The organism is Vibrio sp. 10N.247.311.49, assembly GCF_041467655.1.
Lineage (GTDB): Bacteria > Pseudomonadota > Gammaproteobacteria > Enterobacterales > Vibrionaceae > Vibrio > Vibrio crassostreae_C.
The window spans coordinates 21,302-46,193 of the sequence record NZ_JBFSVA010000030.1 but is presented as its reverse complement, the minus strand read 5'-3'; the positions used below and the strand labels follow the sequence as shown (position 1 = coordinate 46,193).

General features: G+C 45.2%; 21 protein-coding genes. 17 read left to right on the top strand and 4 right to left on the bottom strand.

All coding sequences use genetic code 11. The annotated features are described in order from the left end of the window. Positions 1-689: 689 nt before the first annotated feature. Positions 690-1,868 (bottom strand): tRNA epoxyqueuosine(34) reductase QueG, encoded by a 1,179-nt coding sequence (gene queG / locus AB6E54_RS20490; RefSeq protein WP_372107194.1) that lies wholly within the window; start codon positions 1,866-1,868, stop codon positions 690-692. A gap of 240 nt (positions 1,869-2,108) precedes the next feature. On the opposite strand from queG, the gene tsaE reads away from it, so the two are divergent. The 8 genes from tsaE (at position 2,109) to hflC (ending at position 11,644) form a co-directional block, all read left to right on the top strand. Further along, positions 2,109-2,573: a tRNA (adenosine(37)-N6)-threonylcarbamoyltransferase complex ATPase subunit type 1 TsaE gene (gene tsaE, locus AB6E54_RS20485; protein ID WP_017059923.1), complete on the top strand. Its 465-nt coding sequence runs from the start codon at positions 2,109-2,111 to the stop codon at positions 2,571-2,573. Beyond that, a complete protein-coding gene (locus tag AB6E54_RS20480) occupies positions 2,567-4,282 on the top strand; it encodes an N-acetylmuramoyl-L-alanine amidase (protein WP_017067933.1) in 1,716 nt (571 codons plus the stop codon). Before tsaE ends, AB6E54_RS20480 begins: the two co-directional genes overlap by 7 nt. A 102-nt stretch (positions 4,283-4,384) precedes the next feature. Continuing rightward, positions 4,385-6,595, top strand: a complete 2,211-nt coding sequence (gene mutL, locus AB6E54_RS20475) for a DNA mismatch repair endonuclease MutL (RefSeq protein WP_372169014.1) — start codon at positions 4,385-4,387, stop codon at positions 6,593-6,595. A 97-nt stretch (positions 6,596-6,692) separates the two neighbouring features. Next, the gene (gene miaA / locus AB6E54_RS20470; protein ID WP_017059926.1) at positions 6,693-7,625 is read left to right on the top strand and encodes a tRNA (adenosine(37)-N6)-dimethylallyltransferase MiaA; all 933 of its coding nucleotides are present in this window, start codon (positions 6,693-6,695) and stop codon (positions 7,623-7,625) included. Positions 7,626-7,818: 193 nt separating this feature from the next. After that, on the top strand, positions 7,819-8,082 hold the full coding sequence (gene hfq / locus AB6E54_RS20465; protein ID WP_017059927.1) for an RNA chaperone Hfq: 264 nt from the start codon (positions 7,819-7,821) through the stop codon (positions 8,080-8,082). A gap of 44 nt (positions 8,083-8,126) precedes the next feature. Beyond that, positions 8,127-9,434 carry a ribosome rescue GTPase HflX gene (hflX, locus tag AB6E54_RS20460; RefSeq protein ID WP_017059928.1) on the top strand — a complete coding sequence of 436 codons (1,308 nt, stop codon included), beginning with the start codon at positions 8,127-8,129 and terminating at the stop codon, positions 9,432-9,434. A gap of 27 nt (positions 9,435-9,461) precedes the next feature. Continuing rightward, on the top strand, positions 9,462-10,664 hold the full coding sequence (gene hflK / locus AB6E54_RS20455) for an FtsH protease activity modulator HflK (RefSeq protein ID WP_017063176.1): 1,203 nt from the start codon (positions 9,462-9,464) through the stop codon (positions 10,662-10,664). Between the two features lie 2 nt (positions 10,665-10,666). Beyond that, positions 10,667-11,644 (top strand): protease modulator HflC, encoded by a 978-nt coding sequence (gene hflC, locus AB6E54_RS20450; RefSeq protein ID WP_017059930.1) that lies wholly within the window; start codon positions 10,667-10,669, stop codon positions 11,642-11,644. 172 nt (positions 11,645-11,816) lie between these two features. Here hflC and AB6E54_RS20445 read toward each other — a convergent pair whose 3' ends face one another. Further along, positions 11,817-12,005, bottom strand: a complete 189-nt coding sequence (locus tag AB6E54_RS20445) for a DUF2065 domain-containing protein (RefSeq protein ID WP_010434105.1) — start codon at positions 12,003-12,005, stop codon at positions 11,817-11,819. A gap of 172 nt (positions 12,006-12,177) precedes the next feature. Here AB6E54_RS20445 and AB6E54_RS20440 point away from each other — a divergent pair, with 172 nt between their 5' ends. Both AB6E54_RS20440 and motX read left to right on the top strand, forming a co-directional pair. Beyond that, positions 12,178-13,494 (top strand): adenylosuccinate synthase, encoded by a 1,317-nt coding sequence (locus AB6E54_RS20440; RefSeq protein ID WP_010434108.1) that lies wholly within the window; start codon positions 12,178-12,180, stop codon positions 13,492-13,494. Positions 13,495-13,792: 298 nt separating this feature from the next. After that, on the top strand, positions 13,793-14,428 hold the full coding sequence (gene motX / locus AB6E54_RS20435) for a flagellar protein MotX (RefSeq protein WP_017063177.1): 636 nt from the start codon (positions 13,793-13,795) through the stop codon (positions 14,426-14,428). Between the two features lie 143 nt (positions 14,429-14,571). On the opposite strand, the gene AB6E54_RS20430 is transcribed toward motX, so the two are convergent. Further along, positions 14,572-15,981 carry an amidohydrolase gene (locus tag AB6E54_RS20430; protein ID WP_372107191.1) on the bottom strand — a complete coding sequence of 470 codons (1,410 nt, stop codon included), beginning with the start codon at positions 15,979-15,981 and terminating at the stop codon, positions 14,572-14,574. Between the two features lie 247 nt (positions 15,982-16,228). On the opposite strand from AB6E54_RS20430, the gene rnr reads away from it, so the two are divergent. From rnr to rplI, 5 genes are all read left to right on the top strand, one after another. Next, complete coding sequence (gene rnr / locus AB6E54_RS20425) at positions 16,229-18,730, top strand: ribonuclease R (protein WP_017059933.1); 2,502 nt, start codon at positions 16,229-16,231, stop codon at positions 18,728-18,730. Positions 18,731-18,906: 176 nt separating this feature from the next. After that, the gene (gene rlmB, locus AB6E54_RS20420) at positions 18,907-19,647 is read left to right on the top strand and encodes a 23S rRNA (guanosine(2251)-2'-O)-methyltransferase RlmB (protein WP_017063180.1); all 741 of its coding nucleotides are present in this window, start codon (positions 18,907-18,909) and stop codon (positions 19,645-19,647) included. Positions 19,648-19,924: 277 nt separating this feature from the next. After that, positions 19,925-20,314, top strand: a complete 390-nt coding sequence (gene rpsF, locus AB6E54_RS20415) for a 30S ribosomal protein S6 (protein WP_004741278.1) — start codon at positions 19,925-19,927, stop codon at positions 20,312-20,314. Between the two features lie 112 nt (positions 20,315-20,426). Continuing rightward, entirely contained in the window at positions 20,427-20,654 is a 228-nt protein-coding gene (rpsR, locus tag AB6E54_RS20410; RefSeq protein ID WP_000090472.1) for a 30S ribosomal protein S18, read from the top strand. A 38-nt stretch (positions 20,655-20,692) separates the two neighbouring features. Then, complete coding sequence (gene rplI, locus AB6E54_RS20405; RefSeq protein WP_010434182.1) at positions 20,693-21,145, top strand: 50S ribosomal protein L9; 453 nt, start codon at positions 20,693-20,695, stop codon at positions 21,143-21,145. A gap of 180 nt (positions 21,146-21,325) precedes the next feature. Here the strand turns inward: rplI and AB6E54_RS20400 are convergent, their stop codons facing one another. After that, the gene (locus AB6E54_RS20400) at positions 21,326-22,210 is read right to left on the bottom strand and encodes a DUF481 domain-containing protein (RefSeq protein WP_372107189.1); all 885 of its coding nucleotides are present in this window, start codon (positions 22,208-22,210) and stop codon (positions 21,326-21,328) included. Between the two features lie 176 nt (positions 22,211-22,386). On the opposite strand from AB6E54_RS20400, the gene AB6E54_RS20395 reads away from it, so the two are divergent. Beyond that, positions 22,387-23,778 (top strand): replicative DNA helicase, encoded by a 1,392-nt coding sequence (locus AB6E54_RS20395; protein ID WP_016767560.1) that lies wholly within the window; start codon positions 22,387-22,389, stop codon positions 23,776-23,778. A 6-nt stretch (positions 23,779-23,784) separates the two neighbouring features. Continuing rightward, entirely contained in the window at positions 23,785-24,870 is a 1,086-nt protein-coding gene (gene alr, locus AB6E54_RS20390) for an alanine racemase (RefSeq protein WP_017065624.1), read from the top strand. Positions 24,871-24,892 lie beyond the last annotated feature (22 nt).

Here is a 24,892-nt window from a genome sequence, read left to right as displayed (position 1 = left end):
GAGCGCAACCTTGCCAAGGTTGAGGTCATCGGTTCGAACCCGATGTATCGCTCCAGCTTTCTTCTAAAAAAGCTATTAAGACTCTTTAAACCACCGTGTTTTTCTTTAGATCACAGAGTTTAAAGGCGACCACAAAGGTCACGCTCTTTCTTTAATGCTGCGAAGCATAATCCCCCCAAAAAAGCAAATAATCCTCCATCATGGTGGATATTTTTTTGTCTTAAATTTTTCTTAGCAACTGGAATGCTAGTAAATATCAGGTCTCTGAAGCAGACACTTGAGGTTTTTCACATCTATAAACAGACTTATCCACAAAATGTTATGTGTGGATAACTTGGTTGATAAAGTTGTTTCAGGCTTAATTCTTTACCTATCCCTAAAAGATCTTTCTTGTTTTCAATATATTAGATAAATTGCAGCGATCGTAACTTGTTGTTTTTTATCAAGTTGGATGCCTATCTTGGATTTAATAAAAGATCGTTAACTTGTTGTTTTTTGATCTTAATCATTTATCGGTACTGTGTTTAACTTTGCTCGGGTGTCGGAAGTTTACGAGAGTTCTGAATTTTTTCCACATTGTTAGAATTGAGAACAAGGTCAAACATTGTTCTAAAATTATGTGCAACGAGTTGTCTTAAATGTTGGACTGTTAGTGGGGGCTCGCTTGCCATATATTGGTATATAAAGCGTTAAGCGTCTCTTGGTAGTCCTTTCTCTACTATACGTATCAGTCTGTGCTTTTTGGTGGAGATTTTGCTGTTACTTTTTTGCACACAGCTATTTTTCTGCGTAGAGCTATCTTCTTGCGCACTGCTAGTGTTGGGTAACTGCTGTAGTTGTTTATTCAAAGCCCACTCAATATGCACATCAAGCATTTCGTTTTTGCCTTGATGAGACTCCAGGGTTTCAATAATGCGTTGTTGAAATGGTGCATTGCCCATCGCAACAAAGATATTGCGTAACCACTGGGTGTGGCCGATACGTCTGATTGCTGAGCCTTCCATTTTCTTTAGGAAGGTTGCTTCGTCCCAACTTGAAAGTGAAACCAGATCGGCTTCTTGGAAATCTTCTCTGCGGTGAAAGTCGGTTTGTTCTGTAAGTTCGGCATGACGGTTCCATGGGCAAACTAACTGACAATCATCACAACCGTAAATACGGTTACCAATGGCATCTCTATACTCTTCAGGGATCACACCATCATATTCAATGGTTAAGTACGAGATACATTTGCGAGCATCCACTACGCCATCAGCAATAATGGCACCCGTTGGGCAAGAAGTGATACATGCGGTGCATTTGCCGCACTCATCAACACTGGGTTCATCCGTGGGAAGAGGGATGTTAACTAACAGCTCCCCTAGAAAGAACCAAGAGCCAGCGTCTTTATCAAGAATTAATGAGTGTTTACCTGTCCAGCCCAACCCTGCTTTTTGAGCGAGTGGTCTTTCCAAAATGGGCGCTGAATCGACGAAAGGGCGTGAGTCTAAACCCTCGACCTCTTTTTCAATTCTTTGTCCTAGCTTTTTCAACTGGTTACGGAACAATTTGTGATAGTCGCGGCCTAAAGAATAGCGGCTGATGTAGCCTTGAGTGGTATCGCTTAGGTTAGAGGCGAACTGAGCTTCTGGTGGTAGGTAGTTCATTCGAGCGCTGATCACTCGAATTGTGCCTGGGTGAAGTTCATCAGGACGTGCACGCATCATCCCATGTCGAGCCATCCAATCCATTTCGCCGTGGTTGCCTGCATCTAGCCATGCTTGAAGAGGGGCTTCGTGTTCACTTAAATCAACATCGCAGATGCCAACTTTTTGAAAGCCCAGCTCTTTTCCCCAGATTTTAATTTTTTCAGCAAGATGGTCTAGATTCATGGCTTATTTCTTATTTTCTCTGTTTTACAATTAGAGATAAGGCTAATTAAAATTAGGTTCGGCAAAAATGGGGGCGGATCTTAACGGATCTTAGTGGTGTTGACCAGAACAGACGCGTTTTGATCAGTATTTTTCATAGAACTTACACTTGAGTGCTTGTCTCCCAAAAGCATCACGGTTTACTATTCTTGTTCTTTTGATTTTTATATAGTCAACGATCGATTTTTAGAGAACGTATTCATGAGCACTAAACAATTTACTTTGAAAGATGAACAAGCAACGATTCAACTAGGAACGGAGCTTTCTAATCTTTGCTCACAGCAGACAACGATTTATCTGCATGGTGATCTTGGCGCAGGTAAAACGACTTTCAGTCGTGGCTTTGTAAAAGCACTTGGCCATCAAGGAAATGTAAAAAGCCCAACGTATACTCTAGTTGAACCTTATCAACTTGCAGATTGGCAGGTGTACCACTTTGACCTTTATCGCCTAGCAGATCCTGAAGAGTTAGAGTTTATGGGAATTCGTGACTATTTTACGCCGGATGCTATCTGTTTGGTTGAGTGGCCTGAGAAAGGTTATGGGATGCTACCAGAAGCCGATTTGGATATTGATATTCGTTACCAAGACGATCACCGTGTTGTTTCTTTAACCGCTAATAGTGAATACGGACAGCGCTTACTTAGTCAGTTGGAGTTATGTTGATTTCTAAACGCCTTATTTCAACAGTGGCCATGATGGCTGCTGTTTTTTCTATACTGTTTTCTTCACTTGTTTCTGCAAACTCACTGAAAAGTTTAAGGGTTTGGCCTTCTCCAGAAGAAACTCGTGTGGTTATCGACTTAAAATCAGAAGCGGACTTTAGCTATTTCACCCTGAGTAGCCCGAGTCGCTTAGTGGTTGATTTAAAAAATACCAGTCTTGCGACTAAGTTACCGGTCGAGGTGAAAGACAGCCCTGTTCTATCTAAGATTCGTAAGAGCTCACCGCCAGACAAAAACACCTATCGCTTGGTTTTTGAGTTAAAGAAGTCGTCTAAAGCAGAATTATTCAAACTGAGCCCGACTCCAGGTGGTCAGTATGGACACCGTTTGGTGATCGACTTACCTCATGGTGCGGCAAGTAAAGCGACATCGACACCGAGTAAGCCAACGGTAAGTAAGAACATTAATCAGGTTAAGCGCCAGAAAGATATTCTAATTGTGATTGATCCTGGCCACGGTGGTGAAGACCCAGGTTCGATTGGTCCTACGCGTAAATACGAAAAAGACGCGACTCTGAGTATTTCTAAGAAGTTAGCAGCTCAACTGAATGCGGTCCCGGGGATCAAAACTCGTATGACTCGTAATGCTGATTACTTTGTGAACCTGAATCGACGTGTTGCGATTGCTCGAGAGAATGAAGCTCACCTGTTGATCTCTATTCACGCCGACGCCTTTACGACGCCTCAACCAAGAGGTGGTTCAGTGTTTGTATTGAACACTCGACGCGCAAATACAGAGATCTCTCGTTGGATTGAGAATAAAGAGAAACAGTCTGAATTGCTTGGTGGTAGCGGTGCAGCGTTCACAAGCAATATTGATGATAAGAACGTAAACCAAACCCTGCTTGATTTGCAGTTTAGCCACTCTCAAAAAGAGGGCTACAAACTGGCAACGGCAATTCTGTCTGAAATGGGTAAGGTTGCGAAACTGCACAATAGCAAGCCGATTAACACCAGCTTAGCCGTATTACGTTCACCACAGATCCCATCAGTACTGGTAGAGACAGGTTTTATTTCGAATCCGACGGAAGAGAAGCTTCTTTTCCAACGTTCGCACCAAGATAAATTGGCACGAGCAGTGACTAAAGCGGTGGTTAAGTATTTGAAGGCTAACCCGCCTGAAGGGATTATCTTGTCTAACGCAACGTCATCAACGGGCAGCGTGAGCCAACATAAAGTCTCTCGTGGTGAGTCTTTGTCTGTGATTGCGAGCAAGTATGGTACGTCGACACAGACGTTGATGAAGTTCAACAATCTGAAATCGAGCAGCCTAGCAATTGGCCAAGTACTTAAGATTCCAGGCAGTGCTTCAACTTCATCATCAAGCAGTGCGGTTAAAACGAAGACCATCACTCACACGGTTAAGTCTGGAGAGTACCTAGGTAAGATCGCCAGCCGCTATAAAGTGTCGGTGGCTGATATTAAACGTGAGAACCGTTTGAAATCAGAGACGGTGAGAGTAGGCCAAAAGTTACGTATTACGGTTGAAGTTAAAGATGTTCCTCTGCGCAAACACAAAGTTGCAAGAGGTGATTACCTTGGCAAGATAGCTTCGAAATACGGCGTGAGCGTCAACAGCATTCGCCAAGCGAATAAGCTAAGATCTGACAGTCTAGCTATCGGCCAAGTGTTGATTATTCCTCACAAGTAGTCTTGGGAATGCTAAACAGCTTCAGGTATATCAATGATAAAAAATAAGAACTAGTGCAAACGTAACAGCGTTTCCATCAATGGCAGTAAGGTAGCAATTAATATGACGATCAAAATACTGCCAGCTCGGTTAGCTAACCAAATCGCAGCGGGTGAGGTGGTAGAAAGACCCGCTTCTGTTGTAAAAGAGTTGGTTGAGAACAGTTTGGATTCGGGTGCCACTCGTATCGATATTGATATCGAGAAAGGTGGCGCCAAGATGATCCGCGTTCGTGACAATGGTAAGGGCATCGTAAAAGATGAGCTTGCCTTGGCACTGAGTCGTCATGCTACCTCCAAAATCCACACTCTTGATGACCTAGAGGCGATCGTCAGCCTCGGTTTCCGTGGTGAAGCGCTGGCGAGTATTAGCTCGGTTGCGCGCTTGACCATGACTTCACGCCCTGCCACTCAAGATCAAGCTTGGGCAGCACACAGTGAAGGTCGTGATATGCAGGTAAAACTGCAGCCAGCAGCACACCCAATTGGTACTTCGGTTGAGGTGTTGGATCTGTTCTTCAATACACCAGCGCGCCGCAAATTCTTACGCACCGAGAAGACTGAATTCACCCATATTGATGAGTTGCTCAAGCGTATTGCATTAAGTCGCTTTGATGTGACGATCAACCTTCGTCATAACGGCAAGATGATTCGTCAGTACCGCGCTGCCAAGACAGAAGTTCAAGCAGAAAAGCGCATCGCTGCGGTATGTGGCAATCCTTTTGTTCGCCATATGCTTAAGATCGAACTTGAGCACCAAGGCTTAAAACTTCATGGCTGGATCACCACACCTGAAGGGGCCAGACAGCAAAGCGACCTGCAATACTGTTATGTGAATGGTCGTATGATGCGTGACAAGCTGATCAACCATGCGATTCGTCAAAGCTACGAAACCAGCCTGCGTCCAGACCAATTCGCGACGTATGTGTTGTTCATTGAACTCGACCCACATCAGGTGGACGTGAATGTCCACCCTGCAAAACATGAAGTGCGTTTTCATCAAGCGCGCCTTGTGCATGACTTTATTTACCAAGCATTGAGTGACGGTTTAGCACAGAGCAAGCAGATTGATGCGGCGCCTATTAATCAATCCGCTTTCCACCAATCAGAAGCCCCTAATTATCAACAGGATAGTTCGGTGCCTGAAGTGGAAGAGACGACGAGTTTTAGCGCTCCAGAAAGCGATACCCCAGCTCATTCGGAACAATCGCAGGTTTCTGAAAGAGTGCGACATGCGATTGAGCAGACGCCAGCCTACCCAAGAAAAGCCGAATCTGAGCAGGTTTATGATAACTCTCAGCACAGCGTTAATGATGGCGGTCAGCACTATAGCTCACCAGAAAACCGAGGTTCATCGTCTAGCAGAAGCTCTTCAACCAACTTAGATTCGTCAACTAAGATGAGTTCAGCTAGCACAGGCTCGTCGGCTCGTGAAACCAGTTTTACCGGTTCTCCTCGCCAAGAGTGGATAGAGTCTCGACCTGTTCCGAGAAAAGAAAAAGAACCCAACCAACATCATGCTGAACCCGCGCCCTCAAAGCGCGAAGTTAAGGCCTATAAAGAGCTTTTAAAAACGCCAGACTTTGATGAGCACACCGTGGATCTCACCCCTCCTCAAGAACAGGTGGCACAAACAGCGCCAACAGAAGCTAAGCCTGCCCAACAGAATCCCGTTAACTCGAAGCCAAGAGCACCTGTAACGGACTTGGGCAAAGCCGTCTCGATTGTGGAACGTCAGTATCTGGTGATGGGTAATAAGAACGGCAGTGTGTTGGTTTCTTTGGCTAAGGCTGAATTGTTGCGTGTTGTTGGTCAGCTTGATACTCGAGGTGGCGCGTTAAAAAGCCAGCCACTATTGGTGCCCTTATCGATTAAGCTGGGTAGTGAACTTGTCGAAGTTGCGAAGACGCTGAGCCAAACATTGGCATTACTGGGGATTGAGCTTAAGGCGCGAAACAGTGAGGCGGTAATGGTGATGGGCGTGCCTTCTCCTTTAAGGCAGCAAAACTTACAAACTTTGATCCCAGATCTGTTATCTTACGCGGCTTCAATAAATGCCCAGGGTGCAGTGAAGCAACCTAATGACATGTTGTCAGCTTTGGTTAACTGGATCGGGATTCAAACCGCACAAGTAAAAAGCGACTACACTTTATCTGAAGCGGTTCAACTAGTTGGGGAACTAGAACAACTTTGGCATGGTCTACTTCCATTAGATGATCCAGAGTTTGTTAATCCTATCGACTTTTCAGCGACTATAGCCGCGTTTACGGTTTAATTTTTTCGCGACGACCTTTGTCTTTTTAGCTGAATACGTCGCGACACAAAGCCCTTTGCTAAAAAGCGCTAAAACAGAGAAGCAAATACAAAATATCATGACTGAAAAATTACCTTTAGCGTTGTTTTTAATGGGCCCAACGGCATCAGGAAAAACAGATTTAGCTATCCGCTTACGTCAGAAATACCCAGTAGAGATCATCAGCGTCGATTCGGCACTTATCTACAAAGACATGGATATTGGTACCGCTAAACCGGATGCGGAAGAGCTTGAGCTCGCGCCTCATCGCTTGATTGATATTCTGGATCCAAGCGAAGCGTATTCTGCGGCAGATTTTCGTCGTGATGCGATCAATGAAATGAATAAGATTGTAGCGGAAGGCAAAATTCCGCTACTTGTTGGTGGCACAATGCTTTACTACAAAGCATTGTTGGAAGGTTTATCGCCATTACCAGCAGCGGATCAAGAGATTCGTAAGCAGATTGAAGCGGAATCTATCGAACAAGGTTGGCAGGCATTGCACGATCAATTAAGAGAGATTGATCCCGTATCCGCTGAAAGAATACACCCAAATGATCCACAAAGGCTTTCAAGGGCATTGGAAGTTTACCGAATTTCGGGTAAAACATTAACAGAGCTAACTCAAACGAAAGGCGATAGCCTGCCATTTCGTGTAAAACAATTTGCAATAGCTCCCAAGGAAAGGACTGAACTCCATCGCCGCATTGAGCTGCGTTTCGAGAAGATGATAGAAGCTGGGTTTGAAGATGAAATGAAGGCGTTGTACGCCAGAGAAGATCTTCACCCTGAACTGCCATCGATCCGATGCGTTGGTTATAGGCAGATGTGGGATTATTTAGACGGTAATTGTGATTTAGACGAAGCGGTTTTCCGTGGTGTCTGTGCAACCCGTCAGTTGGCCAAGCGACAAATCACCTGGTTGCGCAGTTGGGATGATTTAACTTGGTTAGATAGCGAAAACATTGATCAAGCGTTAGAAACTCTTTCAGATGCAATAGCATCTGATTAGTATTGCTGTGTATAATGTGATCGCTTTTGCGTGAATATACTCTGGAAAGGATCCGTTATTGAGGCTTTTAAAAAATCACAGCCTTTCAATAACAACGGAGTTTTTTTATTCATTTAGCTCAGATGCAAAGGCCGCACCTTTTTGTGCACCACTAGCTAAATAATTACAACAAAATACAAATAAGGAAAATAAAATGGCTAAGGGGCAATCGCTACAAGACCCATTCCTAAATGCACTCCGTCGTGAGCGCATTCCAGTCTCTATCTATCTTGTTAACGGCATTAAGCTGCAAGGTCAGATCGAGTCTTTCGATCAATTCGTGATCTTATTGAAGAACACAGTAAACCAAATGGTTTACAAGCATGCGATTTCTACTGTGGTACCTGCTCGCGCAGTTAGTCACCACAGCGGCGAGCAACGCACGCCATCTGATCGTCCAGAGAAGACTGAAGATTAATCGTTCAATTGATACAGCTTGCGCTGTAATAAGGAGTTGGTTGCTTGTTTGACCGTTATGAATCCGGCGAGCGAGCCGTACTTGTTCATATCAACTTCACGCAAGAGGGAGAATGGGAAGACCTAAGCGAATGTGAAATGCTGGTCTCCTCTGCGGGGGTAGAAACGCTACAAGTGATTACTGGTAGCCGACAATCCCCACTCCCTAAATACTACGTTGGAGAAGGTAAAGCCCTAGAAATCGCACAAGCTGTTCAGCTAACCGGTGCTGAAATTGTGATTTTTAATCACTCTCTCTCTCCTGCCCAAGAGCGAAATCTCGAGCAATTGTGTAAATGTCGTGTGATTGATCGCACGGGTTTGATCTTAGATATCTTTGCACAACGTGCGCGAACTCATGAAGGTAAGCTACAAGTTGAGCTCGCTCAGCTTCGTCATATCTCTACCCGATTGATTCGTGGTTGGACTCACCTTGAAAGGCAGAAAGGTGGTATTGGTCTTCGTGGTCCAGGTGAAACTCAACTGGAAACCGATCGCCGTTTGTTGCGTGACCGTATAAAGGCAATACTGCGTCGTTTAGCGAAAGTCGCTAAGCAGCGTGAACAAGGACGACGTGCTCGTAATCGAGCTGAAATCCCAACAATTTCTTTGGTTGGTTATACCAACGCAGGGAAATCAACACTTTTCAATCGCATCACAAGTGCTGGTGTTTATGCGGCAGACCAACTGTTTGCAACCCTAGACCCAACACTGCGTAAGATTGATTTGGCAGATGTCGGGCCTGCAATTCTCGCAGATACCGTAGGTTTTATCCGTCATCTACCACACGACTTGGTCGCTGCGTTCAAGGCAACATTACAAGAGACGCAGGAAGCTGACATTTTGTTACATGTTGTTGATGCCAGTGATGACCGTTTTCGTGAGAACATTCAGGCTGTTCATGAAGTATTAGAAGAAATCGATGCTCATGAAGTGCCAACCCTTGTAGTCATGAACAAAATTGACTGCATGGAAGACCAAAAACCTCGAATTGAAAGAGACGAAGAGGGCGCACCTCGCGCTGTTTGGGTTTCTGCAATGGAAGGAGAAGGTATTGAGCTACTGTTTGAAGCTTTAACTGAGCGTTTAGCTAGCCAGATGGTTCAATTCCGGTTGTGTATTCCACATCAACATCAGGGTCGCATTCGCAGCTTATTCTTCGAGATGAAATGTATTCAACAGGAAGAGTATGATGAAAATGGTAACTTGTTGATAGATATCCGAATGCAACAAATAGATTGGTCTAAACTTGAAAAAAGAGAAGGGGCGCTCTTAGGTGACTTTATCGTTACCAAAGAGACTGCTACAGTATAACGTCATATCAAATGATGGAGCTTTCTAATGGCGTGGAATGAGCCTGGAAATAACAACAACGGCGATAATAACGGCCGCGATAATGACCCTTGGGGTAATAAAAATAATCGCGGCGGCCGAGATCAAGGACCGCCAGATCTAGACGAAGTGTTTAATAAACTAAGTCAAAAGTTAGGTGGCAAGTTTGGTAAAAAGGGTGGCAACGGTAACGGGCCATCTATTGGTGGTGGCGGTGCAATTGGCTTTGGTGTCATTGCCGTTATTGCTATTGCTATCTGGTTCTTCGCTGGTTTCTACACCGTTGGCGAAGCAGAAAGAGCAGTAGTACTTCGACTGGGTCAGTTCGACCGTATAGAAGAACCTGGTCTTAACTGGCACCCACGCTTCATCGATGAAATCAGTGATGAGCAACTAGTAAACGTTCAAGCGATTCGTTCTCTACGTGCTGCTGGCACGATGCTAACGAAAGATGAAAACGTTGTGACCGTTGAAATGGGTGTTCAATACCGTGTTTCTGACCCATACAAGTACTTGTATCGTGTAACGAATGCAGACGACAGTTTACGTCAAGCAACCGATTCCGCGCTTCGTGCGGTAATTGGTGACTCACTAATGGATAGTATCCTGACAAGTGGTCGTCAGCAGATTCGTCAAAGCACTCAAGAAACGTTGAACCGTATTATTGATAGCTACGATATGGGTATTCTGATTGTTGATGTGAACTTCCAGTCAGCACGTCCACCTGAGCAAGTGAAAGATGCATTTGATGATGCTATCGCGGCTCGTGAGGATGAAGAGCGTTTTGAACGTGAAGCTGAAGCTTACCGAAATGACATTCTTCCAAAAGCAACAGGTCGTGCTGAGCGTTTGAAGAAAGAAGCGGTGGGTTACTCAGAGCGCACAGTTAATGGTGCTCTAGGTCAAGTTGCTCAATTCGAGAAACTGCTACCTGAATACCAAGCTGCTCCTGAAGTAACACGTAACCGTATGTACCTAGATACAATGGAAAAAGTGTACTCAAGCACATCGAAAGTCCTGATTGATTCTGAATCAAGCGGTAACTTGCTATACCTACCAATTGATAAGCTAGGCGCACAAGGTGGTTCTCAGTCGGGCTCTCGCCCTGCAAAAGCATCATCAACTTACGATCAAATTGAGTTAGAAACTCAAGCGGATCCAAAGCCTAGCACTCAAACTCGTTCAGACAGTTCACGCCAAGGGAGATACTAATAATGCGTAAATTAATGATCCCTGTATTAGTTGTGACGATTGCCCTTCTATTGATGTCAGTGTTTGTGATTCAAGAAGGTGAGCGTGGCATGGTAATTCGTTTTGGTCGAGTTCTCGATGACAACGGCGTATCACGAATCTATGAACCAGGTCTGCACTTTAAACTACCGATGTTTGATCGCGTAAAAGTACTTGATGCTCGTATTCAAACGATGGATGGCCGTTCTGACCGTTTCGTAACATCAGAGAAAAAAGACGTTCTAATTGATACTTACGCAAAATGGCGTATTGCTGATTTTGGACGTTTCTATCTGAGTACCGGTGGCGGTAATATCATGACGGCAGAAGCACTTCTTGAGCGTAAAGTGACAGATGTTCTTCGTTCTGAAATTGGTTCTCGTGAAATTAAGCAGATCGTGTCAGGCCCTCGCAACAAGGACATCCTGCCAGACTCTGCTGATAGCGAAGTCGTCACAACGGTAGCGGCTGCAGAAGCACTAGAAGTTGATGGCGAACGCGATAAGATCATGGAAAACGTTTTGTCTGGAACGGCAGAAAGTGCGATGGCTGATTTAGGTGTTGAAGTTGTTGATTTTCGTATGAAGAAGATTAACCTTCCTGACGAAATCAGTGAATCTATCTACCGCCGTATGCGTGCAGAACGTGAATCGGTTGCTCGTAGACACCGTTCTCAAGGTCGTGAGAAAGCGGAAGTTATCCGTGCTCAAGCTGAGCTAGAAGTGGCAACAGTTCTTGCTGAAGCTGACCGTACAGCTCGAATCACTCGTGGTGATGCGGATGCAGAAGCAGCGAAGATCTACTCTGATGCGTTCAGCAAAGATCCTGAGTTCTACGGCTTCATGCGTTCATTGCAAGCTTATGAGACATCATTTAGCGATAAGAGCGACATTCTAGTACTGGATCCGAAGACTGACTTCTTCCAATACATGAATCAAGCAAGCGGCGCTCCAGCAAAATAAGCTGATGCGTTAGCGAATGCTTAGCTTAATAAGCAAAATACGTTAAAACTTAAAAGGCTCCCATTGTGGGAGCCTTTTTGTTTTCTATGACTTCTTTCAGGAGGAGACATGTTTGTGGATTCACTATTGGGGCGCGAGGGAAGGCGCTTAACAGCGTTCTACTTATAGAAACCTAGCGGTAGGTCATGAAAGCGATAACCGCTCCAGCCACCACAAGACAGCCTCCAATGCGGCGCAGTTGCGTGTCTGGTTGCTCGCTCAGTTGCGCGACCATGTTTCTCCAGCCATTGGGTGCAATCAAGGGGCCGAGCCCTTCCACAATAAGTACGAGCCCAATAGCGAGCCAAATTGATTGAGACATGGTTCTGCCTTTTGTCTGTAAAAAAGCAATGATATCAGTATCTTTACACATCTGCCCCCAGTTATGGCTGGTTTATTTTTGTACAGCGTTAACGTTTATGAACAAAAAGTGACTGCAAGAAGTGTGATTCAGTGCTAGAATCCATTTTTAATTAGCAACAGAAATTGGAAAGATGGGAAATAACGTAGTCGTTCTAGGCACCCAATGGGGTGATGAAGGTAAAGGTAAAATCGTTGACCTTTTAACTGAAGATGCAAAATACGTGGTTCGCTACCAAGGCGGTCACAATGCAGGTCACACACTTGTAATTGACGGTGAAAAAACCGTTCTTCACTTAATTCCATCAGGCATCCTACGTAATAACGTTAAATGTGTTATTGGTAACGGTGTAGTATTATCGCCTGACGCACTTCTAAAAGAAATGAAGCCTCTTGAAGATCGCGGTATTCCAGTACGTGAACGTCTTTTCATCTCTGAAGCTTGTCCTCTAATTCTTCCGTACCACATTGCAATCGACAACGCGCGTGAAATCGCTCGTGGCGCTAAAGCTATCGGTACAACGGGTCGTGGTATCGGTCCTGCTTACGAAGATAAAGTTGCTCGTCGCGGTCTACGCGTTGGCGACCTTTTCGATAAAGAAGCATTTGCTGAGAAGCTAAAAGAAGTGATGGAATTCCACAACTTCCAACTAGAGCACTTCTACAAAGCTGAAACAGTAAGCTACGAAGAAGTTCTTGAGCAAGCGATGAGCTACGCAGACATGTTAACTGCGATGGTTATCGACGTAACTGACGAACTAGACGCAGCACGTAAGCGCGGCGACAAGATCATGTTCGAAGGTGCTCAAGGTACGCTACTAGATATCGACCACGGTACTTACCCATACGTAACGTCTTCTAACACGACTGCTGGTGGTGTTGCTGCAGGTTCTGGTTTCGGTCCTCGTCACATCGGTTACATCCTTGGTATTACTAAGGCTTACTGTACTCGTGTTGGTTCAGGTCCATTCCCTACTGAGCTATACGATGGCCTTGAGAAGCAAGACCCAGTTGGTAAACACCTCGGCGATGTTGGTCACGAGTTTGGCGCAACAACTGGTCGTCTACGTCGTACTGGTTGGTTCGATGCTGTTGCTATGCGTCGTGCAATCCAAATCAACTCTCTATCTGGTATGTGTCTAACTAAACTAGACGTTCTAGATGGCCTAGAAGAACTAAAAATCTGTACTGGTTACAAGATGAAAGATGGTTCTATCCTAGAAGTTTCTCCAATGGCTGCTGAGTCATTCGAAGAAGCGACGCCAATCTACGAAACAATGCCTGGTTGGTCTGAAAACACATTTGGTGCTAAATCTATCGACGCGCTTCCACAAGCTGCTCTAGATTACATCAAGCGTATCGAAGACCTAACTGGCGTTCCAATTGATATCGTATCAACTGGCCCAGATCGTAACGAAACTATCATCAAGGTTCACCCATACGGCGCATAATGCCTGCTGAGTGATTACCAGGCACGAACAGTGCTTTGATAATAAAATAGTTTTCTAAAAGCCGACTTTATTAAGTCGGCTTTTTAATACCTGCAATTTAGCCGTTCACTCTTTGATTGTGATCTTTTAAGCGTCATCAGGCAAAATATTGCCCATTAGCGGCAAGTTTTGTCTAAAGCCGTCGGGGTTATTGCCGATACAGATATCATGGAAAGTGAAGTTCACCCTGTTTTGTGCGTGTAGAAATCCTCTGCATTCCTCAATAGATAACTTTAGCGACAGATAATAGAGTGCAGGTATGAAGCTACGAATTGTGGCAGCTTCATTAATAATGGCGCTGAGCTCACCCTTGAGTCATGCTAATTTGGCTGATGTGGGAGAGCCCGTTCCAATATATACAGAAGCTGAACTGATTAATTTAATCGAAAATAATCAACATCTAGAGCGAGTGAAAGCTGATAAGTGCCAGTTAGTTGAAGATATCGTTGCTCGTGCAACGCGTATTAGCTTGCCTTCTTATGAGTTTTTATACGGTGATATGTTGGCTTGGGGTGTGTGTGTTCCACAAGATGTCGAGCTTGGCCTTTACTATATGGAGAACGCGGCACATCAAGGTTTACCCGCTGCATTAGAGCAGTTAGGTCGTTATTACTCTCGTGGTACTTTGGTACAACAAGATCAAGAGCGTGCGATTCCGTATCTACGTGAAGCAGCCTCGATGGGTAACTTAAGTGCGAGCATTCACTTAGCGGAACTCTTGTTACGTGACTACGGTAGCCCATTGGATTATGAAGATGCTTACCGTTGGTTGTATAATTCGGTAACCGCAGACCAAAGACAACACAGACGTATCACTGTGCTTCGTAGCGGCCTGGAACAGAGAATGCCAGACAATATTATTGCTCGAGCAAAGCGTCGAGACGTGTTCTGGTAAGACAGATTATTGAATGAGCAATGATGATTAATGACTGCACTCGTTAATCATCTAAAAAACTCGTATTAAAAAGGCCTCGCTGAGATTCATCAGCGAGGCCTTTTTTGATCTGAACGGAAAACCATTTATCTAATTCGGTAGCGTTATTGAACCACCTCACCAGACTCAATCACCGTTTCACGAACAACCTTGGTGAAATCGAGTGCTTCTTGACGAATCTTATCTTCGTCTACCGTTAGCATGTCGCGATCTTGCATGATGATCTTGCCATCAACGATGGAATGACGAACATTGCCTGAGTTACCTGAGTACACCAGTGCTGAGTATGGGTTGTAGACCGGAACCATATTTGGCGCCTTAGTATCGATCACTATGATGTCAGCCAGTTTACCTGCTTCAAGAGAGCCGATCTTATCTTCCATGTGCAGCGCTTTTGCTGCGCCCATGGTCGCCATGTCGATCACTTTGATCGGCGGCATCGCAGCACGATCTTTGTTAACTAACTTGTGAACCTTAGCGACTTGGTTGAACTCATCAATGGTGCTCAGTGTGTTACCAGACATTGGGCCGTCAGTACCTAAACCGATACGCACGTTCTCGTCATACATCTTAAGGGCAGGTGATACACCTTTTGCTGACTTGATGTTAGCACTCATGTTATGAGCTACACCCATATCCGATTTCTTCACCAGTTCGATATCATGATCGTCAACAAGGATCATGTGTGCACCCACCAAGTTCTTGTTGAGTGCGCCAATGCTGTCCATGTATTGAACCGGGGACAATCCATCAGAACGCTCTGCGATTTTCTCTTCTTCACGGTGTGATTCTGCAAGGTGAATCATTACTGGAACATCTAACTCTAGGGAGAGTTTAGATATTTTCTGAAGGATCTCTGTGGTGTTGGTGTAAGGCGCATGCGGGGCAAACGCTGGTGTGATGCGTGGGTGATCTTTGTATTCTTCAATGAAGTTCAACGCGTACTTAATGCCTTCTTCGGCGTTGGCCGCATCGGCGACTGGGAACTTAATCACCGTTTCACCTAGGATGGCACGCATACCGATCTTATCGACGGTTTTTGCGACTTCATCTTCGAAGTAGTACATGTCGGCGTAAGTGGTCACACCGCCTTTCACCATTTCAACGTTACCTAGGTTGGCACCAATGCGTACCATGTCTCGCGATACTAGCTTCTTCTCTAGCGGGAAGATGTAGCGGTGTAGGCGATCTGGCACATCATCGGCCAACGAACGAAAAACTGTCATTGATACATGAGTATGGGTATTGATGAGACCTGGCATAACGATATCGCCATCAACGTCTAACACTTGCTTAGCTTGGTACTGCTTCTCTAGTGAAGCATCACCAACCGCAATGATTTTGTTGTCTTTGACGACAACAGTACCGCTTTCATAAACCGTTTTGTCTTGGTTCATGGTTAGAACCATCGCATCGGTAATCATCAGGTCAGCCTTTTCCATTGCCGAACTTGCGAATGGGAACAGCGCTAGGCTCGCCATAGCTGAAGCCAATAAAGTGCGTTTTAGTTTCATATCATACCCAGAACAGGAGTTGGTAAAGTGCGTGGATAATAGTGTATTTCATTCATGGCGCAAACGTTTGTTTTATCGTTTGCTTGAAATTTTGATGATAATCCACGTCTATGAAGCGATGTTTCACAAAGTGAAGATATGTATCAATCTGAGGTTATTTGAGTGTTTTCTAAAGCATATCTGTAGCTTACCCCTAGCATCAGATATACTAGGGGTATATACCTTCCTTGCTTAAGCAGGCCCGCCTATGTCAAAAAACACACCAACGTCAGAAAATACGACAGCGACAACCACTGTTGATCCTTTTGCCGACCGAGAGTCGAAAAATTACGATAACCCAGTACCAAGCCGAGAGTTCATTATTTCGTTTCTAACAGACGCGAATATTCCGATGAACCGCAACGATCTATTCGAAGCTTTGGGTCTTGCTGGAGAGGAACAATATGAAGGGCTGCGTCGTCGTTTACGTGCAATGGAACGTGATGGACAGCTTATCTTTACCCGTCGTCAGTGCTACGCATTGCCTGAGAAGATGGAACTGATCAAAGGCTATGTGATTGGTCATAAAGACGGTCATGGTTGGGTTCGCCCAGACGGCAGTGTGGGTAAAGACAATGATATCGTGCTGCCGCATCATCAGATGAAAACCATCATGCACGGTGATTACGTATTGGTTCAGCCTACTGACAACAGTAAGCGTGGCCGTCGTGAAGGTCGCTTGGTTCGTGTGCTTGAAGAGCGTAAAACGCCACTTGTTGGTCGCTTCTTCCTAGAGTACGGCCATTCTTACGTTGTTGCTGATGATTCACGTATTAGTCACGACATCCAGATCCCTACTGAGCATAAAGGCGGTGCTCGAATGGGTAATGTGGTTGTGATTGAAATTACGGATCGCGGTGGTCGTTCTCGTAACATGATGGGGAAAGTAACCGAAGTTCTTGGTGAAAACATGGCGCCGGGTATGGAAACGCAGATCGCGATCCGTACTCACCAGATCCCACAAGAGTGGCCTGAAGCGGTAGATAAGCAAATCGAAAACCTAGGTGAGCATGTTCCTGAAGAAGCAAAAGAAGGACGTGTAGACCTGCGTAAACTGCCATTGGTTACCATTGATGGTGAAGATGCGCGTGACTTCGATGATGCGGTTTACTGTGAAGCGAAGAAAGGCGGCGGCTGGCGTCTATGGGTAGCGATTGCTGACGTAAGTTACTACGTTCGCCCAGATACAGCGCTAGACAAAGAAGCGATTAACCGTGGTAACTCGGTATACTTCCCGTCACAAGTCGTGCCAATGCTGCCAGAAGTGCTTTCAAATGGTTTGTGTTCATTGAACCCTCAGGTAGACCGTTTATGTATGGTGTGTGAGATGACTATCTCAGACAAAGGTAAACTGTCAGGCTACAAGCACTACGAAGCGGTAATGAATTCTCATGCTCGTCTTACTTATAACAAAGTAGGCGCGATCTTAGATGGCAATGAAGAATTACGTGAGCGTTACGAACCTGAAGTACCACATCTTGAAGAGCTTCATAAGATGTATAAGGTGCTTAAGAAAACGCGTGACGAACGTGGTGCGATTGAATTTGAAACGGTAGAAACTAAGTTTATCTTCAATGCGGATCGTAAGATTGACCGTATTGAGCCAGTAATTCGTAACGATGCACACAAGATCATCGAAGAATGTATGATTCTTGCGAATATCGCATCGGCATCTTACGTAGAAAAAGCGAAAGAGCCTGCGCTGTACCGTGTTCACGAAACTCCGGGCGAAGAGCGCTTAATGGGCTTCAAGAGCTTTTTAAGTGAATTAGGTTTAACACTGGAAGGTGGTCTGTCGCCATCACCAGTAGACTATGCACAACTGATGCAACAGATTAATGAACGTGAAGATCGTGAATTAATCCAAACTATGCTGCTACGCTCAATGAAGCAAGCGGTATACAACGCGGATAACGCGGGTCACTTTGGTTTAGCTCTTAAACGCTATGCTCACTTTACCTCGCCAATTCGTCGTTACCCAGATTTGCTATTGCACCGTGCGATTAAGTACCTTATTGCGAAAGAAGAAGGTCGTAACAGCGAACGTTGGACGCCAACTGGTGGTTACCACTACACTTTCGATGATATGGACTTCTACGGCGAGCAGTGTTCAATGACTGAACGTCGTGCTGATGACGCAACGCGTGAAGTAAACGACTGGTTGAAGTGTGAATACATGCAAGACCATGTCGGTGAGGTGATGGATGGTGTGATTGCCAACGTGACTGGTTTTGGCTTCTTTGTTCGTCTAACTGAACTGCACATTGATGGCTTGGTACACATCTCAGCGCTAGCGAATGATTACTACCAATTTGATGCTGTTGGTCAGCGTCTAGTGGGTGAAAGCTCAGGTAATATCTACCGCTTGGGTGATTCGGTTAAAGTGAAGGTTTCTGCGGTTAATTTAGAAACTCGCCAAATCGACTTTGACTTAGAAGACACTGATCGTCAGCCGCGTGGCAAAGGCAAAACAGCCAAGAAGCGTGCAGCCGAAGCGATGAAAAAGGCGAAAAGCAAGAAGCGCTCAGCAGTGAAGAGTAATAAGCCAGGTGTATCAGCGAAGCCTATGGTTGAGCCAACTAAGCGACCTGACGGAAGCAGCGAAGGCCCTGCTAAGAAGAAAAAGCCAGCGAATAAAACCGGTGCTGCTAAAGCTCGCGCTAAGAAAAAGCGTGCTGCAACCCGTAAGCCAAAGGCTGATAAGTCTTAAAACTGATAAATCTTAAGGCTAATAGGGCGCTGTGCTAATCAGGTTTAGCGCCTAACTGATTTAATTTAATGCGAGAGTATCAGGCGTAAGACGCTACTCTCGAAATGAACAACACAGAGAGGGATGCATCGGCATTGATGTCATTCTTCTCTGAGCAATAAGAGTAACTTGAGACAATGAGTAACGAATTTATTTACGGTATTCACGCGGTGAAAGCCGTACTAGAAAAAGATCCTGCACGTTTTATCGAAGCGTACGTATTGAAAGGTCGCCAAGACGAGCGTCTTCTTCCATTACTGAACCAACTGCAACAGTTTGGTGTGTCGATTCAACAGATGGGTCGTAAGCCGTTGGATGAAAAAGCACAAGGTGCGAATCACCAAGGTCTTATTGCTAAGGTGAAGCCTGCTAAGCAGCTTAATGAAACTCACCTAGACGATATCCTAGCGCAGCACGAACAGCCTTTGCTGTTAGTTCTAGACGGCGTAACAGACCCTCATAACCTAGGCGCTTGTCTACGTAACGCGGATGCCGCAGGTGTCGCTGCTGTTATCGTACCTAAAGATCGCTCTTCGCCGTTAACAGCAACGGTAAGCAAGGTTGCATGTGGCGCAGCTGAAACGGTTCCTCTCGTGCGCGTAACCAACCTAGCTCGCACAATGCGTGCACTGCAAGAGCAGGGCGTATGGTTTGTGGGTACGGCAGGTGAAGCAACGCATGATATCTATCAAGCGAAGCTAACGGGTCCTCTTGCGGTAGTTATGGGTGCAGAAGGTGACGGTATGCGTCGTTTAACTCGTGAAACTTGCGATGATCTGATTAAGATTCCAATGGCAGGTAGCGTATCGAGCTTAAATGTTTCTGTGGCGTCGGGTATTTGCCTGTTCGAAGCGGTAAGACAGCGTTTAGCTCAGTAATGCGTTAACGCTGCTTTAAGTCTATGAATTTATTAGCGCTCACCACTTGCTGGTGGGCGTTTCTTTTTAGGCTGTTATAGCAAAATCCATCGGTTTGTCGGATGGCTAGATGGCGACAGAAAAACTGTTTCATTATTCACCAAATAGCGCTTGCCAATACCGGGTTCTTTCTATAACATTTGCCGTCCTTAAAACTCGGTCATTTATCTTTAGTTCCTTGCTTCCTCTGGACGACCGGGCCACTCGTGGAAGCTAATAATCCGTAAGGAGCAACCAAATGCGTCATTACGAAATCGTATTCATGGTTCACCCTGATCAAAGCGAGCAAGTTGCTGGCATGATCGAGCGTTACACTGGTTCTATCACTGAAGCTGGCGGTACTATCCACCGTCTAGAAGACTGGGGTCGTCGTCAAATGGCTTACCCAATCAACAAGCTTCACAAAGCTCACTACGTTCTTATGAACGTTGAAGCTGGTCAAGAAGTGATTGACGAGCTAGAAACTGCTTTCCGTTTCAACGATGCAGTTCTACGTAACATGATCATGCGCACTAAAGGCGCTGTGACTGAGCAATCTATTATGCTTAAGCAAAAAGAAGAGCGTGCAGAGCGTGCTCCTCGTCGCGAAGAGCGTACAGAAGCTAAACCAGAAGCAGCTGCTGAGTAATTCTTTTTTGGCTTAACGCCTTAAAAAATTCTCAACTTGTTTTAGGTCATTGATAGTTATTTCGATAATTGTGAAAGACCGCTTTACTAAATTTAAGATCAGGAGATAGCCCATGGCTCGTTTCTTCCGTCGTCGTAAATTCTGCCGTTTCACTGCAGAAGGCGTACAAGAGATTGACTACAAAGACGTAGCAACTCTTAAAAACTACATCACTGAAGCTGGTAAAATCGTACCTAGCCGTATCACTGGTACAAGCGCTAAGTACCAGCGTCAACTAGCTCGCGCTATCAAGCGTTCTCGTTACCTAGCTCTACTACCGTACACTGACAAGCATCAGTAATCGGTAATAGTTAATAATAGTTTAAGAGGACTAAGATAATGCAAGTTATTCTACTTGATAAGATCGGTAACCTAGGTGGCCTTGGCGACCAAGTAAACGTTAAATCTGGTTACGCTCGTAACTTCCTTATCCCACAGGGTAAAGCAGTTATGGCAACTAAAGACAACGTTGCTATGTTCGAAACTCGTCGTGCTGAACTAGAAGCTAAAGTTGCTGAGCAACTAGCTGCTGCTGAAGCTCGTGCAGAGAGCGTTAACACTCTAGAAGGCGTTACAATCGCTTCTAAAGCTGGTGACGAAGGTAAACTATTCGGTTCTATCGGTACTCGTGACATCGCTGACGCTATTACAGCGGCAGGTGTTGCAGTAGCTAAGAGCGAAGTACGCCTACCTGAAGGCGCTCTACGTAACATCGGCGAATTCGAAGTAAGCATCCAACTTCACTCTGAAGTTTTTGCTACTGCGAAAATCGCTATCGTTGCAGCTGAGTAATTTCAGTACCAAGACGAATTCTTTCTTTTGAAAGTTTTAAACACCAGCTTCGGCTGGTGTTTTTTTATGTCTGGAATATAGGAAAGTACAAGGAAGGGCTACAGTAGGTAAAAAGCTTACGGTGATCCATAAGCTGTTATTGCTGAACAAGTTGTTCTCAAGGTTAGAGGTGGCCTAAGATTAGAACTGGAAGAGCAAGTTGATCGATAGAACAGAGTCTTGTTTGCTTAAGCCTTCAGGCACTTTATCGTGGTACTGGCGAGAGTGAGCGATCTTCAGCGCGATATTGTCAGTAATATCGTTGATGGCTTCTAACTCAGTATCAAACTTTAGGTTACTGTGACCAGAGACAAGCGTCACGTCTGCCTTGAGCTGCAAATTCTTCAACACCTGCCATGACGTATTCACGTTGCCACGGAAAATTGCCTCTTCAACAATCTCTGGGAAGATGATGTCATCATCATCAATCTCATCAAGGTTCGGTTCTTGGTAACGAAAACCTGGTCCCACTTCGACTTCCAACACAAACTCTTCGGTATTCGAAAACTGGTAACCCAGACCACTCGAAATTGTGTAGTCCTTAAAGTAAGCACTGTATCTCGAGTCGACTCCTTTGAAACTGCCGTAAAGGTAGGTTTTAGGGCTTAACTTGTAGTCACTCTGAGCCGAGTAAGTCGATTGCCTTTTATCTTCCTCACCATCTTTATAGAGATTGTAGTATTTCCATTCGCCACTGGTTCTATGACGACCAGCTGTATACTCACCGTTCAGGCGTGCGTTAAGCGATCGTGAATCCGAATTACCAGTATGCGACTGATATCCAAATTCGACCTCAGTCTTTAGTGGGTTAGGCAGTTCTGTATCAGCCGTATCACTTGGTGCGATATCCAACTCTTTTTCTTCAGGTGTCGGTGCAACGACGATCGGCTCAGCAGTAGGTTCTGAAACTACTATAGAGTCGAGGATTGCATCAACAGAGTCTTTAGCATCATCAGCTAAGGCCATCGGAGCGCTCAGGAGACCAGTGCTCAGAAGACCAGTGCTCAGAGCCAATAATTTGGACACGCATACCTCTAGTTATACAGTGAGTGAATGGCAGGATCGTAATGCTACCCTTGGTTAATTCCGTCAGCAATAGGTAAATTCTTCCTGAAGAATAAAACAAACTCATAGGATCGGATTACAAACGGATGTTCTTGGGTATAATGAACGATCATTATTAGTTATTGAGTGTAGTCATAGTGGATACCAAAAGTCAGAAATCAGCCAACGATCAGGTGGACGCCATCAAAGTCCCGCCACATTCATTAGAAGCTGAGCAATCTGTTATTGGCGGTTTGTTATTAGATAACGAACGCTGGGATACAGTTGCCGAAAAGGTTGTGGCCAAAGACTTTTATAGCCGTCCTCACCGTCTGATCTTTGAAGCGGTAAAGGATATCCTTGAAGAAAGTTCTCCTCTGGATCTTATTACACTCTCTGAACATTTAGAGCTGCGTGAGCAACTTGAAGAAGTGGGTGGCTTTGCTTACCTTGCTGACTTAGCGAAAAACACACCAAGTGCCGCAAACATCAATGCGTATGCGGATATCGTAGCGCAACGTGCACTTGTTCGTAGCCTGATTGGTGTCGCGAATGAGATTGCTGATTCTGGTTATGACCCTCAAGGTCGTACTTCGGAAGAGCTGGTTGATCTTGCTGAAAGTAAAGTCTTCGCGATTGCCGAAGGCCGTGCAAGTGAAAACGAAGGTCCACAAAACGTTGATAGCATTCTAGAGAAGACGCTAGAACGTATCGAGATCCTATACAAAACGCCGCAAGATGGTGTGACAGGTGTCGATACTGGCTTCAACGACCTCAACAAGAAAACAGCAGGTCTACAAGGCTCTGACTTAATTATTGTTGCTGCTCGTCCATCGATGGGTAAAACCACATTTGCGATGAACTTGTGTGAAAACGCGGCGATGAAGCAAGACAAACCGGTTTTAATCTTCTCGCTAGAGATGCCAGCCGAACAGCTGATGATGCGTATGCTTGCGTCACTTTCTCGCGTAGACCAAACCAAGATTCGTACTGGTCAGCTAGATGATGAAGATTGGGCTCGTATCTCGTCGAGTATGGGTATTCTGATGGATAAGAAGAATATGTATATCGATGACAGCTCGGGTCTAACGCCAACAGAAGTGCGTTCTCGTGCTCGACGTATCGCTCGTGAACACGATGGTATCTCTATGATCATGATAGATTACCTTCAATTAATGCGTGTACCTTCGTTATCTGATAACCGTACTCTTGAAATCGCCGAGATTTCTCGCTCATTGAAAGCGTTAGCAAAAGAGCTCAACGTTCCGGTTGTGGCACTTTCTCAGCTTAACCGTTCCCTAGAGCAACGTGCTGATAAGCGCCCAGTAAACTCGGATTTGCGTGAATCAGGTTCGATTGAGCAAGATGCCGATTTGATCATGTTCATCTATCGTGATGAGGTTTATAACCCAGATAGTTCCTTGAAAGGCATTGCTGAGATCATCCTTGGTAAGCAACGTAACGGTCCGATCGGTTCTGTTCGTCTTACGTTCCAAGGCCAACACTCCCGATTTGATAACTATGCAGGCCCTGCATTTGATGATGAGTAATCGCTAATGACTTACATGAAAGCGGCGACGGCGAGCATTGACTTAAACGCGCTCGAACATAACCTGAACCAGATAAAGTCGAAGGCTCCTCAGTGCAAGGTCATGTCTGTTGTGAAAGCCAATGGCTACGGACACGGCTTACTGCATATAGCCAAGCATTCAAAAAGCTCTGATGCTTTTGGTGTGGCGCGTATTGAAGAAGCGTTACAACTTCGTGCTGGTGGCATTGTTAAACCTATTTTGTTGCTGGAAGGATTTTACTCTTCGGGCGATTTGCCAATCTTGGTGACCAATAACATTCAAACGGTGGTGCATTGTGAAGAGCAATTAAGCGCGCTAGAGAATGCGGATTTGGAAACACCCGTTGTGGTATGGCTAAAAGTCGACAGTGGTATGCACCGATTAGGTGTTCGCCCTGAGCAATACCAAAACTTTGTTGAGCGTTTGCATCAATGTGCGAATGTTGCCAAACCTCTACGTTACATGAGCCACTTCGGTTGTGCTGATGAACTGGATAGAGCAACCACCGTTGAACAGACAGAGCTTTTCTTGTCGCTTACTGAAGGTTGTGAAGGGGAGCGTTCACTTGCTGCCTCTGCGGGTTTACTCGCTTGGCCAGACAGCCACCTTGATTGGGTTCGTCCGGGAATCATATCTTACGGTGTCTCTCCGTTTGTTGATAAATCAGCGCAAGAGCTTGGATTTTTGCCTGTGATGACCCTGACCTCACACCTAATTGCCGTTCGCGATGTGAAAGCCGGTGAAAGTGTGGGTTATGGCGGAAACTGGACCAGTGAACGTGATACCAAGGTTGGTGTTATCGCGATTGGTTACGGTGATGGTTATCCTCGTACTGCACCTAACGGTACTCCAGTGTTCGTTAACGGTCGAAAAGTACCGATCGCAGGACGTGTATCAATGGACATGCTAACGGTTGATCTAGGCCCTGATGCGGCAGATAAAGTCGGCGATGAAGCGACTCTGTGGGGTAAAGATTTACCTTCAGAAGAAGTGGCTGAACATATCGGCACTATCGCTTACGAGTTAGTCACTAAGCTGACTTCGCGTGTTGCGATGGAATATGTGAAGTAATCATGGATCTTGATAAGTAAAT